The following is a 16324-nucleotide window of genomic DNA, read 5'->3' on the forward strand; positions in this document are numbered from 1 at the left end:
ATACAGATACGAAAACGCCTCATTTAATATCAGTAGAAAATCTCGTTCGCGGGAAAAGCTCAAAGGATCAACTTTTACTTCTAAAGTTGCACCGCGAACATTTAGACATCTTTAGAAAGAGTACTTTGGTTCAGTGGAAGATTGTGATGACTGTAAGCGTTCTTTGCGTTCAAGCTCTTGCTTTGTCATTGTAGCAATTTCAGCTTCCACAGCGTCCTCAATACCGAAAATTTGTTGGAATAAACGTAACTGTTCATTTGCTTTTGATGAATTTGCCATTTCCTTAGCTTGTAGAATCGGTTCTTTTAACAATTGATTAATAATGGACTTTGTATGCTTACTCAAAATTTTACGTTCTCGATCCGTTAAATCTGGCATTTTATTTTCAATACTAATCATTGTCTCTTCTTGAATATGACTCGCTTTTTTACGTAATGCTGAGATGACTGGGACAACGCCAAGAGTGGCAACCCAATCTTTAAACTCTATAACCTCTTTACTAATCATTGAAGTAATATCAGCCGCAGCGTGTTCACGCTCAGCTAAGTTTGCTTCAACGATGCCTTGTAAATCATCTATATCATATAAGAAAACATTTGGTAAATCCCCAACATGTGGATCAATATCACGTGGAACTGCAATATCTACCATAAATAATGGTTTACCTTTACGCAAACGTTCAACAAATTGCATCAATTCATAATCAATAACATAATCTGTTGCACCTGTAGACGTAATTAAAATATCTGCTTCCAGTAACGAACATTGTAGTTCCTTCATGGATTTTGCTTCGCCGTGGAATTTAGCTGCTAAACTTTCTGCTTTTTCGAACGTACGGTTAATAACGGTTACTTTCCCTACACCGCTACCGTAAAGGTTCTCAATTGCAAGTTCCCCCATTTTTCCTGCACCTAAAATTGCCACATGTTTACGTTTTAAAGATCCGAATATTTTCTTTGCTAATTCAACTGCTGCATAAGAGACTGATACCGCGTTCTCACCGATAGCCGTTTCATTATGTGCACGCTTCGCAAATGTCACCGCTTGTTTAAATAGCTGATTGTATATCGTTCCCGTTGTTCCAATCTCTTGTCCACTTAAGAAGCTTTTCTTTACTTGTCCTAAAATTTGAGTTTCGCCAAGTACCATCGAATCAATTCCAGCTGTCACTTTAAATAGATGCTCGATTGCCTCATCTTCTTCACGAATTGTTAAATACGAAGAAAATGACTCCACCGGCAAGTCGAACCAACCTGCTAAAAATTGTTTAACAAAATGACGTCCAGTATGCAATTGATCAACTACTGCATAAATTTCTGTACGGTTACATGTCGAAACAATCACATTTTCTAATATACTTTTCTGTTTTTGTAGCGCTTCCATTGCCTGTGGTAGTTCACTCTCAATGAATGATAACTTTTCACGAATTTCAACTGGCGCTGTTTTATAATTCAAGCCTACTACGATGGCATGCATGAATAACACCTCTCACGTTCTAATTCATAAATCTCATTATAGCACAGTTCGACAAGAGTTCATCTATTATTTGTGAACATGTCATGAAGAACTGTAATTCGTCATCTACATTAGAATTATTATAAATTAAGTGTACCAAATTATACGTCCTGTTTCAAATTTAATGTTTGATCCTAAATCTTTATAAAGAATCCAGGTGTATTAATTAACCATTTTTATATTTCCTTATTAATCGGAAGGTAATGATTTGCTCTGTGCGAAAGCGGAGCGGCAGCAACAAATGTTTTATCTGTGCGAAAGCGGAGCGGCAGCAACAAAGCGCCTATCACAACCCCACGTTATGGTGATGAGCAAAAAAAGCTGAACTAATTGTTAGAATTAGTTCAGCTTAAAAATAACTTTTATCTATTAATTTGTGATTGTCGCAGTTTTTAAAGCAATAATTTTACCATCTTTATCATATGCTATAAACTCTATTTCATCATTCACTTTGAAGTCCTGCATCGTTTGAACTGGTTTTGTTAGCATGTAGACATTATCACTACGCTTCGTCAATTCAAATTGTACATCACCACTTAGAGAAGAGAAACGTACATTTACCTTTTCAACATTTGCACAATTACCATTAATTCTAGCATTCATTGTAATATTGCCTTTGCGTAATGTGACAGTCGTTTCTTCAAATAAATCTTCAGGATTTACGCAACTTGAAGACGATGTTTTATATAAAATTGAATCAATAATTTTTTGGAATACTTGATGTAATTGTAAATTATCAATCGCGTGATAATAAGCGCCACCAGTTTCAGCAGCCAACTGCGTTAAAATCACATCATTCACTTGTGATTTTTTGCCCATACTCACTGTATAAACTTTAACGCCTTGCTTCTTGGCATCGTTCAGCACTTTTGTCATCTTCGATTTACTTGTCTTACCATCTGATACGACAATGATCGCTTTCGAAGTTTTCGTATCATTTGAGAATTTAGACAGTGCTAGTTCTACACCTGCAAAAATATCTGTAGCACCCTTCTCTTTTGATGCTTTATACAGATCTTTTTTCAACACATTTTCTGTACTACCTTCTCCAAGTACAGTAGCTTTTGTATTTGTTTCAATAACAATATTGTTTTTAGCTTTGAGTTGATCGATGACGTCAATCATTTTCTTACCACGATAATTTGACTGATCCATAGCTTTCATAGACGCAGAGTAATCAACTACGTATGCGACCTCCGTTGCTAAAGAAGAAGAATTTTTACTGAAGTAAGGATTAGTGAAGATTTCCTTAGTAAATGTTTTATCTTTTAAATCTTTCAATATTGTTGCATAACGAGGATCAATTTTATTTACTAATGTTGCTTCAACTTTAGATTTCCCATAAATAACTGAATCGAAGTAAGCTACAGCTGTTCCTGGTCCCCCTGTTTTATCTAGATAATCCGAAGTATTTGTAACAAATGAAGCTGTTTTCTCAACACCGTTAAATTTAATTTTTACTGTTCCTTGATAGTCAGTAATAGGTTCTCCACCTGGTCTCACTAATGTAACCATTACTTTTGTATAACGATCTTTACCAGATGGTCTTGATGCCGCGTCCGCACTTTCCTTTAATGCTTCCACTCGTTTTTTATAGGCTTCTACTTGACCGAGCAATTTCCCACCTTGGTATTTTAATAATACTGTTCGATCATAATTACTCAAACCTGTTAAAATAGCATAGATTTTCATCACACTATCATAATGCTCTAGCGTCAGTTGTTTTTCCTCTGGCATATAGCTCATAAGTTGAATAATAGAACCAACTGGGTTAATGTTCTCAACCTGCGAGGCAATCGCATCATCAATTCCTTGAATACGATAAATTGGACGCCCATCCTCTGAAATCATATACATAATTTCTATCGTCTTTTTATCATTAACAGAATCTTTTAAGCGTTTTTGAATAATCGTTTCAAATAGCCAGACTGAAATATTGTAGTTTTCAAATTGTAAAATGGCATTTTTATAACCTAATGCAGGATATTTTTTATCACTACCACCATATTGTAAATAAACATTTTCAACTTTTCCTAAAGCATTCGTTACATTTGTTTGTTGTCCAATACTAAATAGCTTTTCTTCTGGATTAATCCAATGGACATTAATTATATTTTCTGTAAAGAACTCTGGTAATTTTTCAAACGGTACATATGGAGGCGTTACACTTCCATTATCATCAGTATTTGCCGGATCATACACTTGATAATCAATGCGCATTTCTGGCTGAGGCGAATAATGTACTTGTGCATTTAGTTTTTCACCCTCAAGACATTTCATAGCAGGGTCTGTGTTGTTAATAAGCTCAAACGAAATTGTATCACGTACAGATTTTGTTAGTTTTGGCGCAATAACAATTGCAGATACAGTTGAGCCGTCTGATTGTACATTACGAACAGCTTCACCTGATGTGTCAACGATTTTTGCACCATATGATGAAGTTACACGGAATGTGTAAGACTTATCGTCAGGAATTGGATCTCCTTTACAAGTCTTTAAAGATACAGTAATTAGCGTTGAATCTTGGTCATTTGCGATTAAATTTGGTTTTTCAATATCGATACTTTGTAGTGCATTATTGACATACTTTGGTCCAGTAAAATCATTAGAATTGTCCTTCGGCTCTTCAAAGTCTGCGTTGTTTGAGCCCATGAAGCCTGGTGGTAAAGTGATTTTATCGTTATCACGGCCCGCTGCAGTACGTTTTAATCCTTGTACAGCAAAGTTGCCGCTTTGCACAGCACGATATAAAAACTCAGCAATATCTCCACGAGTTAGCTTTGTAGAAGGATTAAAATCGGCAAATGTCTTTTTACCAGTGCTTCCTATTGAAATATCGTTTGTGTATAAATATTGAACTGCCTGAGGCTCATCTAAATCTAAGCCTTTAAAGGCAGCATATATACGTGCAAACTGTCCGCGTGTAACAGCTTTTGAACGATTGGCTGTAGTATAGGTACCATTAAAAGGTAAATAAAAATCACTATAAAAATTATAAGCTACACTGTCGTTATATGTTAATGCATAGTTTCGATCAAGCTTTGCAAACATTACGACAAGCTCTCGCTCAGTAATCTGTTCATTAGGTAAAAAGTTATTAGCGCTATTCAATGAAAGTAAATCATTATCGACTGCCCATGAAATAGCTTTGTAATTGCTATTATTTGTTGGTACATCATTTATTGTCGTAGCTGCCTGAGTAACCGCTGGAGTTGCTGTCACAAAAACTAGTACGAAACAAAGCAATGATAGAAATGCTTTTTTAGCATATGTCATTTGTTTCAGTCCTTTCTTTAATTAAAGAACAAGATGTCGTCGCGATAGTTTTGTTTTAAGTCGTTTTCTAAATATTTTAAGAAACGTTCTAATGCTACAGATGCTTGCGCTCGCGTTAACTCTTGGTTTGGATTAAAACGACCTGTTACAGAGTCACCAGTCATTAACCCTAATTCATTTGCAATGTAAATACCGTCTTTAGCGTACGGTGGAATTTGTGCATCATCCTTAAATTTTGTTACATAACCTGGGTCTGGCGCTTTGTTTTCAAGTCCTAATGCACGCACAAAAATCGTAGCGGCTTGGGCACGTGTAATTGGATTATCTGGTTTAAAATACTCTGGCGTCACACCTTTAATAATTCCCTTTTTAACCGCAGATTCAATATAGGCATAATCTTTTAAAGAAGGTTTCACATCTTTAAAGATACTTGTAGCCGTTGTTTTTTTCGATTTTTTTTCTTCCATAACACGCAAGTCAACTGCCTTACCAATGGCTGTTGTAAAATCAATTCGCTTCATTGGTGTATTTGGCGAGAAGAAGTTACTTGCATCAGAATAAATACCTAATGAGTATAATTTTTCAATAGCTCCCTTAGCGTAATGATTTGTTAAATCACGGAACTTAGGAATAATTAAACGTTCAATTGTTGGCATATATTCTTTGTCTAAGTTAACTGTACCTTTTTGTCCAGAGGCTAAATCATACGTATATTCAGAAATTATATCCTTGTTACTAACAACTGCATAGCCTCCATCAAAGCTACCTAAACTCCCTAGATTTTCCTCGTAGTTTAGTACACGTGATTTACTTGTAGATAATCGATTTTTAACATGACTTGTCTTACCATCACTATAATTATATACAGATTCTGTAATTTGCGTTTCTGTTGCTCCCCAGAAGTTTTCATAGCCCGCATGTCGACTATCCGTATCAATCGTTACAGTATTTTTGACTGCATTTTTCCCAGTCCCAGTTTGATAAGCATATGTTTTTCTCGAAATCACATTCCCTGAGTAATAATCAGAGGCTGCACGATTGTCCGTTACTGTACCTTGAGAAAATTGGTAATCTACCAATGTGTATGTTATTTTCCCAACAACAATTTTCTCTGTATACTTTTTCACTACACCATTCGATGTTTTTTGACCAATCGAAGCATGATCTACAACATCAGATTCATATGCAATATTTCGTGTCAGTGTAGCACCATTACTCGCTGTAAGCTTTAAACTATGTGTTTCAGTTACCTTACCTTTAGATTCTTTTTGTGAAATTTTAATGTCTTTACTAGTGCCTTTAAATATAATAGGTGTTCCTGTAATAAAAACAGCTTCCTCATATGTATACTCATTTTTTACTGCACCTGTTGTTTCTAATGTAGCAGCTGATGCATTTACTGGGATCGTCATTCCAATAACTACAAAAGCAAGAACAACTAACATGAATTTAGATAAATGTTTTCGCATTCGTTTTTGTGTCCCTCTCTTTCATTCAAATGCATACTTCATATACGAAGTTGTCAAATATGTTATTCAACTCAAACTTAAAATCTGCTCGTCTTCTGCAAGTATGCTTTTACGTTTCACATAACTAAAATAAAGAATACTATTTGCAGAAGATTTGCAGATTCTATTTATTAATCAACTAATACAAAATGAGCTTTGCCAAAACGATCTGATAATACTACTAAACGATCAGCTGGTTTTAAATCCGATGGTTGAATAACTTTACCAGCTTTAATAAGCGTAGCTTGGTTAATATTCATATCTACCATTTCCCCTGCTTCATACCATCGACCATTTTGCCATTGACTAACGCTCTTCACATTAATCGTAGCTGGATATGTCGATTTTACTGACTGTAGTTTACCAGTTAACATCAATGGTGCAACAGGCTTAGCTTTATTAAGAATATGAAGGGCCTGTACATGTCCATCTTTCACATAGAAGTAACCATATTCACCTTCAGATAAATGAAGCTCAATATCAGGGACTACACTATATGTTTTGTTGCCATCATCGACCATTGCCTTCGTTGAATTACTAACTGACAGTACAGTACGATCTGTTTTCTTGAAAACATTTGACTCGATCTTCATTGCGTCATCGATTTCAATTAAATAGCCGTCCGCTTGTGATAAACGTCCATAATATAATTCATGACCTGATAAGTTTGGTGACATAAAGCTGTCACTTGTTACTTGAACAACTTGTGCATAATGATCGCGCGCAGCGCCGTCTGAAATAACAAAAGCCGTACCATAAGCCATCAATCCAGTAGGTTCGATTAAACGACCATTTCGAATTAATATCGTTCCATCGTGGAAGTACAATGTACCTGCCGATTTAAGTTTTAATAATTTATATTCTGTATCTACAGAAAGCATAGGCTCATAATAAGTACGCTCGTTATTTTTCAAAACAACAATCTTCTCAATGACTTCTTTGCCGAATTGTTTAACGGTCGCATAGTATGCTTCACTGCCAATATAATTTTTTAGTTGGCCTTTTTCAATCTTTGTATTTCCAACATAAATCGGTACCTTTGATGAAAAATCCATCGTTGATAAAGCTGTTGTTGTGCTTGAGCCAAATTGCCAATTTACAAATGCATGTTGATTTTTTACAGTTAACTTATTTGTATTGGCATTAACTGCTTGTATTTCACCTTTATATAGGTTTTCAACTAATGTACCTGTCTCACTAATTTCTATTTTTGTGACAATGGATGTATTTGGGTTTTTAAGATTAAGTTTTACTCGATCCCCTACGTACAGTGCACTAATATCGACAGCTGAAGAGTTCTTTTGATAAGTTGTATCTTTATTGATATAGTAGGTTGTTTCCTCCCCAATATCTGGCTTCAGCGTAATGAATAACCCATTTGGATCGATACTTGTCACTACTCCAGCAAGTTTTTTAGTATTTTGTCCAACTGGTGTAGATTCTGTTTCTTTTTCTTTTTCTGCTGTGGTATTGGAAGTACCTCGTAGCTCAACAACACTTCGAAGGGAAATATCCGCTTCTACTTTCATACCCATCTTAAATCCTTCAATTGTTGTTACTGTATTATTAATATACAGACGGGCATTATCATTTATATTGTATGTAACTGTACGACCGCTATCATTTTGCAAAGTAATTTTACTAAGCTTTTTTTCTATTACTCCATTAGAATTTGCATATTCCGAAAATGTTACATCAACAAAAGTCCCAGTTACCATTTGCTCAGCATGCGCTGTTTGATTTGATGAAAATCCGAGAACCGTTAGAAATAAAATCAGTAATATGTATGGAATTTTCTTCAACAAATCCCGCCTCCTTTAAAAGTTGCTATTTATACAGTATATCGTATTATTGGTAGTTTTTCCTATTAAAAAAGTTACAAATTAGCATATTGTCCTTTCTTTATAACAGCTACCATTAGATATAAAGATAGAGGTAGCTTCTAACTTCAAGCTACCTTTTCCTTCATCACACTTGAATGTCAATTGTATGTCCAGATGTCGGATGTGGAGCATCTAACATTTCAACTAACTGTTCAGAATTTTGTTGCTGCATGTCCATAGCTTGCTTTGTTACAGCTAGCGATACGTTTTGCATTAAAGTCGCTTGATTCATTGCAATTGATAAAGCCGCGATATCCATATAGTCCACCTCCTATCTGATTTATCGGCCAAATGTTTCAATCATCAAGCGATTTCCCCTTTTTTCTACATAATTTTCTGTTGCTCTCGCTACTGGGAACCTCCACAACTTTCGTAACAAAAAAAAAAACATCTACTGTCCTAAATATTAGACGCAATAGATGTTTTTTTATCTTCATTTAGCAGATCTTTTCTGTGCGAAAGCGAAGCGACAGCAACAAAATGTTTTAGTAGCAAAAGGAAAGCCTCAGTTACAGAGGACTCCTACCTCTAAAGGTGGTAAGTTGAAATGTGGAATAGTTCCTTTTTCAATGGATGTCCAAACACCTACTGCATGAAGATAAATATCCTCCGAAGGATAGCATTACATTTTATTTTCGATAGTACGCCAAGCTTCTTCAAAGCCAATTCCTTTTTCTGAAGAAAAGACAATAATTGGATCATTTTTCTCCATATCTAGCGTTTCTTTCACGATTTTTTTATGCTTATCCCATTTACCTTTTGGAATTTTATCTGCCTTTGTTGCAATGATAATACAAGGAATATTGTAATGCTTTAAAAAATCATACATCAAACGATCATCAGCTGTAGGGGGATGACGTAAATCAACAATTTGTACGACTGCCTTTAATTCATTGCGCCCTGTAAAATAGCGCTCGATCATTTTTCCCCATGCTTCACGCTCAGTCTTTGAAACCTTTGCATAACCATAGCCCGGAACATCTACGAAAAACAACTGTTCTTCGATTTTGTAAAAATTAAGCGTTTGTGTTTTTCCGGGTTTAGAAGAAATACGTGCTAAAGCTTTACGACCGATCATTCGGTTAATGAAGGAAGATTTCCCTACATTTGAACGACCGGCTAGTGCAAATTCTGGCAGTCCATCTTCTGGATATTGGTCTGGTCTTACAGCACTTATGACCATTTCGACATTATGGACTTTCATGTTCTTAAAAACCTCCGTCCAGTGCATAGGCCAATACTTCATCAGCCGATGACACTAGTTTAAATGTTAGTTGTTCGCGTACACTCTCAGGAATATCTTCAATATCTCGCTCATTATCTTTTGGACAAATAATTGTTGTTAAGCCCGCTCGATGTGCACTGAGTGTTTTTTCCTTTAAGCCACCAATTGGCAACACACGTCCGCGTAATGTAATTTCACCCGTCATGCCAACCTCACGGCGTATTGGTCGATGTAACATTGCGGAAACAATTGCGGTTGCCATTGTAATACCTGCTGAAGGTCCATCTTTTGGCACAGCTCCTTCAGGAACGTGAATATGAATATCATGTGTTTCAAAATATTCTGCATCCACTTTTAGCTCTTCCATCTTTGTACGGACATACGATAAAGCCGTTTGAGCAGATTCCTTCATGACATCGCCTAGCTTCCCAGTCAGCTGCAATTTCCCTTTACCAGGTGTTAATGATACCTCAATTTGCAATGTATCACCACCCACAGTTGTATAAGCAAGCCCCGTAGCTACACCGACTTGATTTTCCTTCTCTGCTTGTCCATAACGGAAGCGATGTTTGCCTAGTAATTCTTCTAGTGACTTTGAGCTAACTGTTACTCGTTTCTTCTCACCTGAAACGATAATCTTAGCAATTTTACGACATAGTGTTGCGATTTGACGCTCTAGTCCTCGGACTCCTGCTTCACGTGAATAATAACGAATAATATCTATTACCGCTTCATCTTTAATAATAACTTGTGTTTTTTTCAAGCCATGCTCTTTTAATTGTTTTGGTATTAAATGGTTTATTGTTATTTGCACCTTTTCAATTTCTGTATAACCAGCAATTGAAATTACTTCCATACGATCTAGTAACGGTCCAGGAATTGTACTTAAATCATTGGCAGTTGCAATAAATAATACATTTGATAAATCGTAAGGTTCTTCGATGTAATGATCGCTAAATGTATTATTTTGGGCTGGATCTAAAACTTCAAGCATTGCTGCTGCAGGATCTCCCCTGAAATCATTAGACATTTTATCAATTTCGTCTAGTAAGAACACGGGATTAATCGTCCCTGCCTTTTTCATACCTTGGATAATACGACCTGGCATTGCCCCAACATACGTACGACGATGACCACGAATTTCTGATTCATCACGTACCCCACCTAATGAAATACGGATAAATTTACGATCCAAGCTTTCCGCAATAGATCGAGCTAACGACGTTTTACCGACACCTGGAGGGCCAGCTAAACATAATATTGGTCCACGTAACGAGTTTTTCAACTGTCGTACAGCCAAATATTCCAATACACGTTCTTTTACTTTTTCTAAACCATCATGATCACGATTTAAAATGTTTTCTGCATGTTCGATATTCATACGGTCTTCAGTCGCATTTGTCCATGGTAGCGCTACAATCCAATCAATGTAGTTTCGGATTACGCCACTTTCCGCACTAGCTCCTGGTAACTTTTCATAGCGATCTAACTCTTTAAGCACTGCTTCTTTCGTTGATTCAGGCATTCCTGTTTCGTCAATACGCTTACGTAATTCAGCTACTTCGCCAGTTTTTCCTTCACGATCCCCTAGCTCTGTTTGAATAGCTTTCATTTGTTCACGTAAATAATATTCTTTTTGCGTACGTTCCATAGATTGCTTAACTTTTGTACTAATTTTCTTCTCAAGATCAAGCACTTCTTGCTCGTCGTGCAAACGAATAATTAAATGATCTAGACGTTTTTTGACACTGAGCATCTCCAATACTTCTTGTTTATCAGCAATCTTAATTGGCAAATGTGATGCAATGATGTCTGCTAAACGACCTGGCTCTTCAATGTCTACCACAGTATTAATGGTTTCAGATGTAATCTTATTAGAGGCTTTCGCGTATTTTTCGAAATACGTTAACAACGTGCGCATTAAAGCCTGTGTTTCAACATCCTTATCGATTGGTTCTTCCTTAACATCGATGTCTACAACCGTATATTTTTCCAACGCTTGATAGTTACTCCACGAAGCACGGGCTACACCTTCCACTAAAATACGCAGTGTTCCATTTGGTAATTTTAGCATCTGCTTAACATATGCAATCGTGCCAATTGTATATAAATCTTGTTCATCAGGCTGTTCATCATGCATTTCTTTTTGTGTTACCAATAATATCAATTGGTCCTCTAACATTGCCTGTTCTAGCGCTGCTACAGAACGATTTCTACCCACATCAATATGTAACACCATCGACGGGTATACTAAAAGTCCACGTAAAGGCAATAATGGTACATTTGTTGTTTTTTGTATTGTCACCATGCGGGTATTCACCTCCGTCAAAATTTTCTTGTTCACATCCCGCGCTACTAGTATGTGTCTAAAAAGTCGATTCACACTAGTTTATCAAGCGAGCCAAAAATTTCATTTTTTATAGCCGGCTTTATGTATGAATGAATAAAAAGCTGACTATCGATATGTGCGAATATTGCACAATCGAAGTCAGCTAAATTACTCTTTATCTCATAACAATAGACAGCCACGCTGTTCGTTATGCTGAAGTTTTTGTGTCGCTACCTTCATCGAGTTCCGTGCCATCTTCAAGAAGCAATTTCGGTTTTTCTTTATCCGTAATTGTTTTTGCAGTAATGATACATTTTTTCACGTCTTCACGTGAAGGTAATTCGTACATTACATCAAGCATTGTTGACTCAATAATTGAACGAAGACCACGTGCACCCGTTTTACGTTCAATTGCTTCTTTTGCAATTTCCGCAAGGGCACCTTCATCAAACTCAAGCTCAACACCATCGAGTTCAAGCATTTTTTGATATTGCTTAGCTAGTGCATTTTTAGGCTCCGTTAAAATTTGAACAAGCGCAGCCTCGTTTAATTGCTCTAGACTTGCAAGTACTGGTAATCGACCGATGAATTCTGGTATAAGACCAAATTTCAACAAATCCTCTGGAATTAGCTTTGCCATTATTGAGCCTTCATCCACATCGATTTTGTTTGGATCTGAACCAAAGCCAATTACTTTTTCACCCTGACGACGTTTAATAATGGATTCTATTCCATCAAACGCTCCACCCACAATGAATAAGATGTTTGTAGTATCGATTTGTAAAAACTCTTGATGAGGGTGCTTACGTCCGCCTTGTGGTGGGACACTCGCAACTGTTCCTTCTAAAATTTTAAGAAGGGCTTGTTGTACACCTTCACCTGATACATCACGTGTAATAGATGGATTTTCAGATTTACGCGCAACTTTATCGATTTCATCAATATAGATGATTCCTTTTTCAGCACGCTCAATATCGTAATCTGCCGATTGAATTAATTTTAATAAGATATTTTCAACGTCCTCACCTACATAGCCAGCCTCTGTTAGAGAAGTAGCATCCGCAATAGCAAAAGGAACATTTAATATACGCGCCAATGTTTGAGCTAATAAAGTTTTACCGCTACCAGTTGGGCCGATTAACACAATGTTCGATTTTGCTAATTCTACATCATCAATTTTACTATTCGTATTAATGCGTTTGTAGTGATTGTAAACCGCAACTGCTAAAGCTTTTTTAGCACGTTCTTGTCCAATTACATACTCATCTAAAATCGCTAAGATTTCTTTTGGTTTTGGAATATCTTGGAATTCAATTTCCTCTTCAACGCCCAGTTCCTCTACAACGATTTCTGAACAAAGCTCGATACATTCATCACAAATATAAACACCAGGACCTGCAACTAATTTACGCACCTGTTCTTGTGGCTTTCCACAGAATGAGCATTTTAAATTGCCTTTTTCATCATTAAATTTGAACAATATGTTTCACCCCTATTCAAGCAACAATCTTACAAGATTATTGAATCTTTATCAAATAAATTGTCTGCACCCATTTACACCACGGCGTTTATGGTTCGAGATTTTAAAATATGTTTACGACATGCATAGTGCGGAAACACTGATATTTACCGTAAAGCTAATCATTATTATAATTGATGAATTTACAATTATACCTTTCATTTCCACACATGTGTAACTTACTCGTTCTTCAGAAACTCATAGCAACCAGAGAACTTACGCTTTTCTTAAAATCTTTTACATTTGCCAGAGGCTTAACTTCATTCAGAAGAGGATGTATTTGCTGTATAGTTTAAACCTTCAGAGCATTGTATCTCATTTGGAAGAGTGAGACATTTTTTATCTTCATTCAGTAGATGTTTGGACACCCACTGAATGAAGATAAAAAACTAAGCTCTGCTCTGCTGTAATGAAGTTAAAATTTAGCATCGTGTGAAAAGTCAAACAATACTATGTATAAGAGAAGTGTAAAGGCTCTGCTTATCCCCTCTTCAAAAAAGTACTTCCTTTGGGAGAATGCTTTTTGCGGTGAAAGTAGTCGTAACATCTAGTAACTATGTCCAACCAAACCTAAAGGGGAATCTGGCTCAACCTAAACAAAATATATGTGATAAAACAAGGCACGGTTTAATGCCGTACCTTGTTTTCATTTATCTATCCAGTTACAAAAAAATCCTATTCAGTAATTTTAGCGTTTTCTACTAAAAATTCAACTGTTTTTTGAATTTTAATGTCGTTTTCAAGAACTGTAGTACCACCTAAAGCTCCTGTAATTTGCTCTTTTGTCATGTTGAATTGAGCAGCCATTTTTTCTAATTCAGCTTCGATATCAGCTTCAGTTGCTTCAATTTTTTCTGCTTCAGCAATTGCTTCAAGTGTTAAAGATACACGTACACGGCTTACTGCTTCTTCTTTCATTTGTCCACGTAAATCTTCTTCTGATTGACCTGAGAATTGATAGTAAAGGTCTAAGTTCATACCTTGCATTTGTAAACGTTGACCAAATTCTTGTAACATACGATCAGTTTCAGAGTTAATCATACCAGCTGGCACTTCGAATTCTGCATTTTCAGCAGCTTTTTCTACTAATTCATCACGAAGAGCTGCATCTGATTCTGCTTGTTTTTGGTTAGCAGTTTGCTCTTTGATTTTAGCACGTAAAGCTTCAACGCCTTCAACTTCTGGGTCTACTTCTTTAGCGAACTCGTCGTTTAATTCTGGAAGAACTTTTGTTTTAACTTCTTTTACAGTTACTTTGAAAGTAGCTTCTTTACCAGCTAATTCAGCTGCATGGTATTCTTCTGGGAAAGTAACAACTACGTCTTTTGATTCGCCAGTTTTCACACCTACAAGTTGCTCTTCAAATCCTGGGATGAATGAACCAGAACCGATTTCTAGTGGGTAGTCTTCACCTTTACCACCTTCAAACGCTTCTTCACCTACGAAACCTTCAAAGTCGATAACAGCTGTATCGCCTTCTACGATTGCTTCGTCTTCTTTAATTTCAAGCTCTGCTTTACGAGCTAATTGATCTTGAATTTGTGCTTCTACTTCTTCATCAGTAACTTCTACTGGTAGTTTCGCAACTTCTAAACCTTTGTACTCACCAAGTTTTGGCTCTGGTTTAACAGTTACTTGAGCAGTGAATGCGAAATCTTTACCATGTACAAAGTTTTCTGTACCAGAAATCTCTGGGTAATCAACTGGCATAATACCAGCTTCATCGATCGCTTTTGAATAAGCCTCAGGAACGATGATTTCTAATGCATCTTGGTATAAAGATTCGATACCAAAGCGTTGTTCAAACATTTTACGAGGCATTTTACCTTTACGGAAACCTGGTACGTTAATTTGTTTTACAACTTTTTTGAATGCTTGATCCATTGCTGCGTCTACTTCTGCAGCTGGTACTTCGATTGTAAGAGTACCGATATTACCTTCTTGTTTTTCCCATTTTGCTGACATGTATAAATACCTCCAAATAAATAATCAAGTTTAAAATGTTAGACAATTCATTCGTAACTACGATTTTGACAACCATTTTAGTATAACATAGATGCGTATAGTTTCAACTTATTTCATACTTCATGTAGTTCTGTGAGTTTTTCTAACATTTGTAAAAAGTCGATGATTTCATAGTCCATTTCCTGCACTTTTCCAAGCATGGATTGTACAAAGTCAATATAACCATAGGCAATATCATCAGCTTCGAATGAGTGCCATTCAAACGGAAACGTCACAATGGCATGCTTTGCCATTAAATATTGTACCATTTCCTGCGTCGATGGGTCTTGCTCTAATTTACTTTCAATTATTTTTTTCACTTCCCCATACTGCGGCAACTGATTTGGTAGTACTAAATTAATAGGATTAATAGTCATTTTTTTATTAAACTTTGAAACAGTAATCTCAATTGAGACTTCTTGTTCCACTAATAATATTAGTGCTAAGCTCTGGACAAATGGATGGATCGTTGGACATTCAATAATAGCTTTCAATGCTGTTTTTAATTGTCGTACATTCGTATCCATTAAGCGATGTAATCGAATAGATTGTTCGTCTGGTGTTAATGCACTAAATTTCGACAGTTCGAATTCTTGCTCTTCTAATAATCGTTGTGCATCTTCTTTTTTTTGGAGATTCTTAGCTACTTCTTGATTCAAGCTTCTCAAACGTTCAAATTTCTCTAGCTGATCTATCGGAAATGCATTTTCTTCAATTAATGTCGTAATTAACGACTCGACTTGATGGAATTCCTTTAGCTGCATACATACAGTAACATACAGTTCCATTACTTCCACATATAATGTCGTTCCCATAGCAAGCAATTGCTCACAAACATTTTTAACTTTATCGTATGCCTTTAATTCGTATAAAGCATATGCATAGGCACTTAATGCTAATTCATCTCCATCTTCATATAAAAATGCTTTTTCAAAGCTTGCCACTGCCTCTTCATATTGATAATTTTCCGCATACATATGTGCTTCACGTATTAATGTTTGAATAGCACCAGGAAATACAACAATATTGTCATGTTTTATAACATGTCGTTTTCGTTTTGTCATT

General features: G+C 36.1%; 11 protein-coding genes. 1 reads left to right on the forward strand and 10 read right to left on the reverse strand.

Translation table 11 applies throughout. The annotated features are described in order from the left end of the window. Positions 1 to 111: 111 nt before the first annotated feature. From hemA to AB9L17_RS17770, 5 genes are all read right to left on the reverse strand, one after another. Positions 112 to 1476 (reverse strand): glutamyl-tRNA reductase, encoded by a 1365-nt coding sequence (hemA, locus tag AB9L17_RS17750; RefSeq protein ID WP_068983786.1) that lies wholly within the window; start codon positions 1474 to 1476, stop codon positions 112 to 114. A gap of 408 nt (positions 1477 to 1884) precedes the next feature. Beyond that, positions 1885 to 4791, reverse strand: coding sequence for a vWA domain-containing protein (locus tag AB9L17_RS17755; RefSeq protein ID WP_068983787.1), 2907 nt, complete (start codon positions 4789 to 4791; stop codon positions 1885 to 1887). Between the two features lie 17 nt (positions 4792 to 4808). Continuing rightward, complete coding sequence (locus AB9L17_RS17760) at positions 4809 to 6260, reverse strand: S-layer homology domain-containing protein (protein ID WP_068983788.1); 1452 nt, start codon at positions 6258 to 6260, stop codon at positions 4809 to 4811. 170 nt (positions 6261 to 6430) lie between these two features. After that, a complete protein-coding gene (locus tag AB9L17_RS17765; protein ID WP_223553538.1) occupies positions 6431 to 8104 on the reverse strand; it encodes a hypothetical protein in 1674 nt (557 codons plus the stop codon). 163 nt (positions 8105 to 8267) lie between these two features. Further along, positions 8268 to 8441, reverse strand: a complete 174-nt coding sequence (locus AB9L17_RS17770; RefSeq protein WP_083226928.1) for a YjfB family protein — start codon at positions 8439 to 8441, stop codon at positions 8268 to 8270. 160 nt (positions 8442 to 8601) lie between these two features. Here AB9L17_RS17770 and AB9L17_RS17775 point away from each other — a divergent pair, with 160 nt between their 5' ends. Continuing rightward, the gene (locus AB9L17_RS17775) at positions 8602 to 8778 is read left to right on the forward strand and encodes a hypothetical protein (RefSeq protein WP_175401690.1); all 177 of its coding nucleotides are present in this window, start codon (positions 8602 to 8604) and stop codon (positions 8776 to 8778) included. Positions 8779 to 8804: 26 nt separating this feature from the next. Here the strand turns inward: AB9L17_RS17775 and yihA are convergent, their stop codons facing one another. The 5 genes from yihA to AB9L17_RS17800 all read right to left on the reverse strand — a co-directional run bounded on the left by yihA (position 8805) and on the right by AB9L17_RS17800 (position 16323). After that, positions 8805 to 9386, reverse strand: coding sequence for a ribosome biogenesis GTP-binding protein YihA/YsxC (gene yihA, locus AB9L17_RS17780; protein ID WP_068983790.1), 582 nt, complete (start codon positions 9384 to 9386; stop codon positions 8805 to 8807). A gap of 4 nt (positions 9387 to 9390) precedes the next feature. Then, on the reverse strand, positions 9391 to 11715 hold the full coding sequence (gene lon / locus AB9L17_RS17785; protein ID WP_068983791.1) for an endopeptidase La: 2325 nt from the start codon (positions 11713 to 11715) through the stop codon (positions 9391 to 9393). A 229-nt stretch (positions 11716 to 11944) separates the two neighbouring features. After that, positions 11945 to 13216: an ATP-dependent protease ATP-binding subunit ClpX gene (clpX, locus tag AB9L17_RS17790; RefSeq protein ID WP_068983792.1), complete on the reverse strand. Its 1272-nt coding sequence runs from the start codon at positions 13214 to 13216 to the stop codon at positions 11945 to 11947. A gap of 714 nt (positions 13217 to 13930) precedes the next feature. Continuing rightward, entirely contained in the window at positions 13931 to 15220 is a 1290-nt protein-coding gene (tig, locus tag AB9L17_RS17795; RefSeq protein ID WP_068983793.1) for a trigger factor, read from the reverse strand. 113 nt (positions 15221 to 15333) lie between these two features. Then, positions 15334 to 16323 carry a hypothetical protein gene (locus AB9L17_RS17800; RefSeq protein ID WP_068983794.1) on the reverse strand — a complete coding sequence of 330 codons (990 nt, stop codon included), beginning with the start codon at positions 16321 to 16323 and terminating at the stop codon, positions 15334 to 15336. Position 16324 lies beyond the last annotated feature (1 nt).

It is taken from the genome of Lysinibacillus sp. RS11, from assembly GCF_042019215.1.
Taxonomy (GTDB): Bacteria; Bacillota; Bacilli; order Bacillales_A; family Planococcaceae; genus Lysinibacillus; species Lysinibacillus xylanilyticus_A.

Bases quoted from the DNA above. Each gene is read 5' to 3' on its own strand.
- hemA (WP_068983786.1), bottom strand. From the start codon at position 1,476: ATGCATGCCATCGTAGTAGGCTTGAATTATAAAACAGCGCCAGTTGAA.
- AB9L17_RS17755 (WP_068983787.1), bottom strand. From the start codon at position 4,791: ATGACATATGCTAAAAAAGCATTTCTATCATTGCTTTGTTTCGTACTA.
- AB9L17_RS17760 (WP_068983788.1), bottom strand. From the start codon at position 6,260: ATGCGAAAACATTTATCTAAATTCATGTTAGTTGTTCTTGCTTTTGTA.
- AB9L17_RS17770 (WP_083226928.1), bottom strand. From the start codon at position 8,441: ATGGATATCGCGGCTTTATCAATTGCAATGAATCAAGCGACTTTAATG.
- AB9L17_RS17775 (WP_175401690.1), top strand. From the start codon at position 8,602: ATGTTTTTTTATCTTCATTTAGCAGATCTTTTCTGTGCGAAAGCGAAG.
- yihA (WP_068983790.1), bottom strand. From the start codon at position 9,386: ATGAAAGTCCATAATGTCGAAATGGTCATAAGTGCTGTAAGACCAGAC.
- lon (WP_068983791.1), bottom strand. From the start codon at position 11,715: ATGGTGACAATACAAAAAACAACAAATGTACCATTATTGCCTTTACGT.
- tig (WP_068983793.1), bottom strand. From the start codon at position 15,220: ATGTCAGCAAAATGGGAAAAACAAGAAGGTAATATCGGTACTCTTACA.
- AB9L17_RS17800 (WP_068983794.1), bottom strand. From the start codon at position 16,323: ATGACAAAACGAAAACGACATGTTATAAAACATGACAATATTGTTGTA.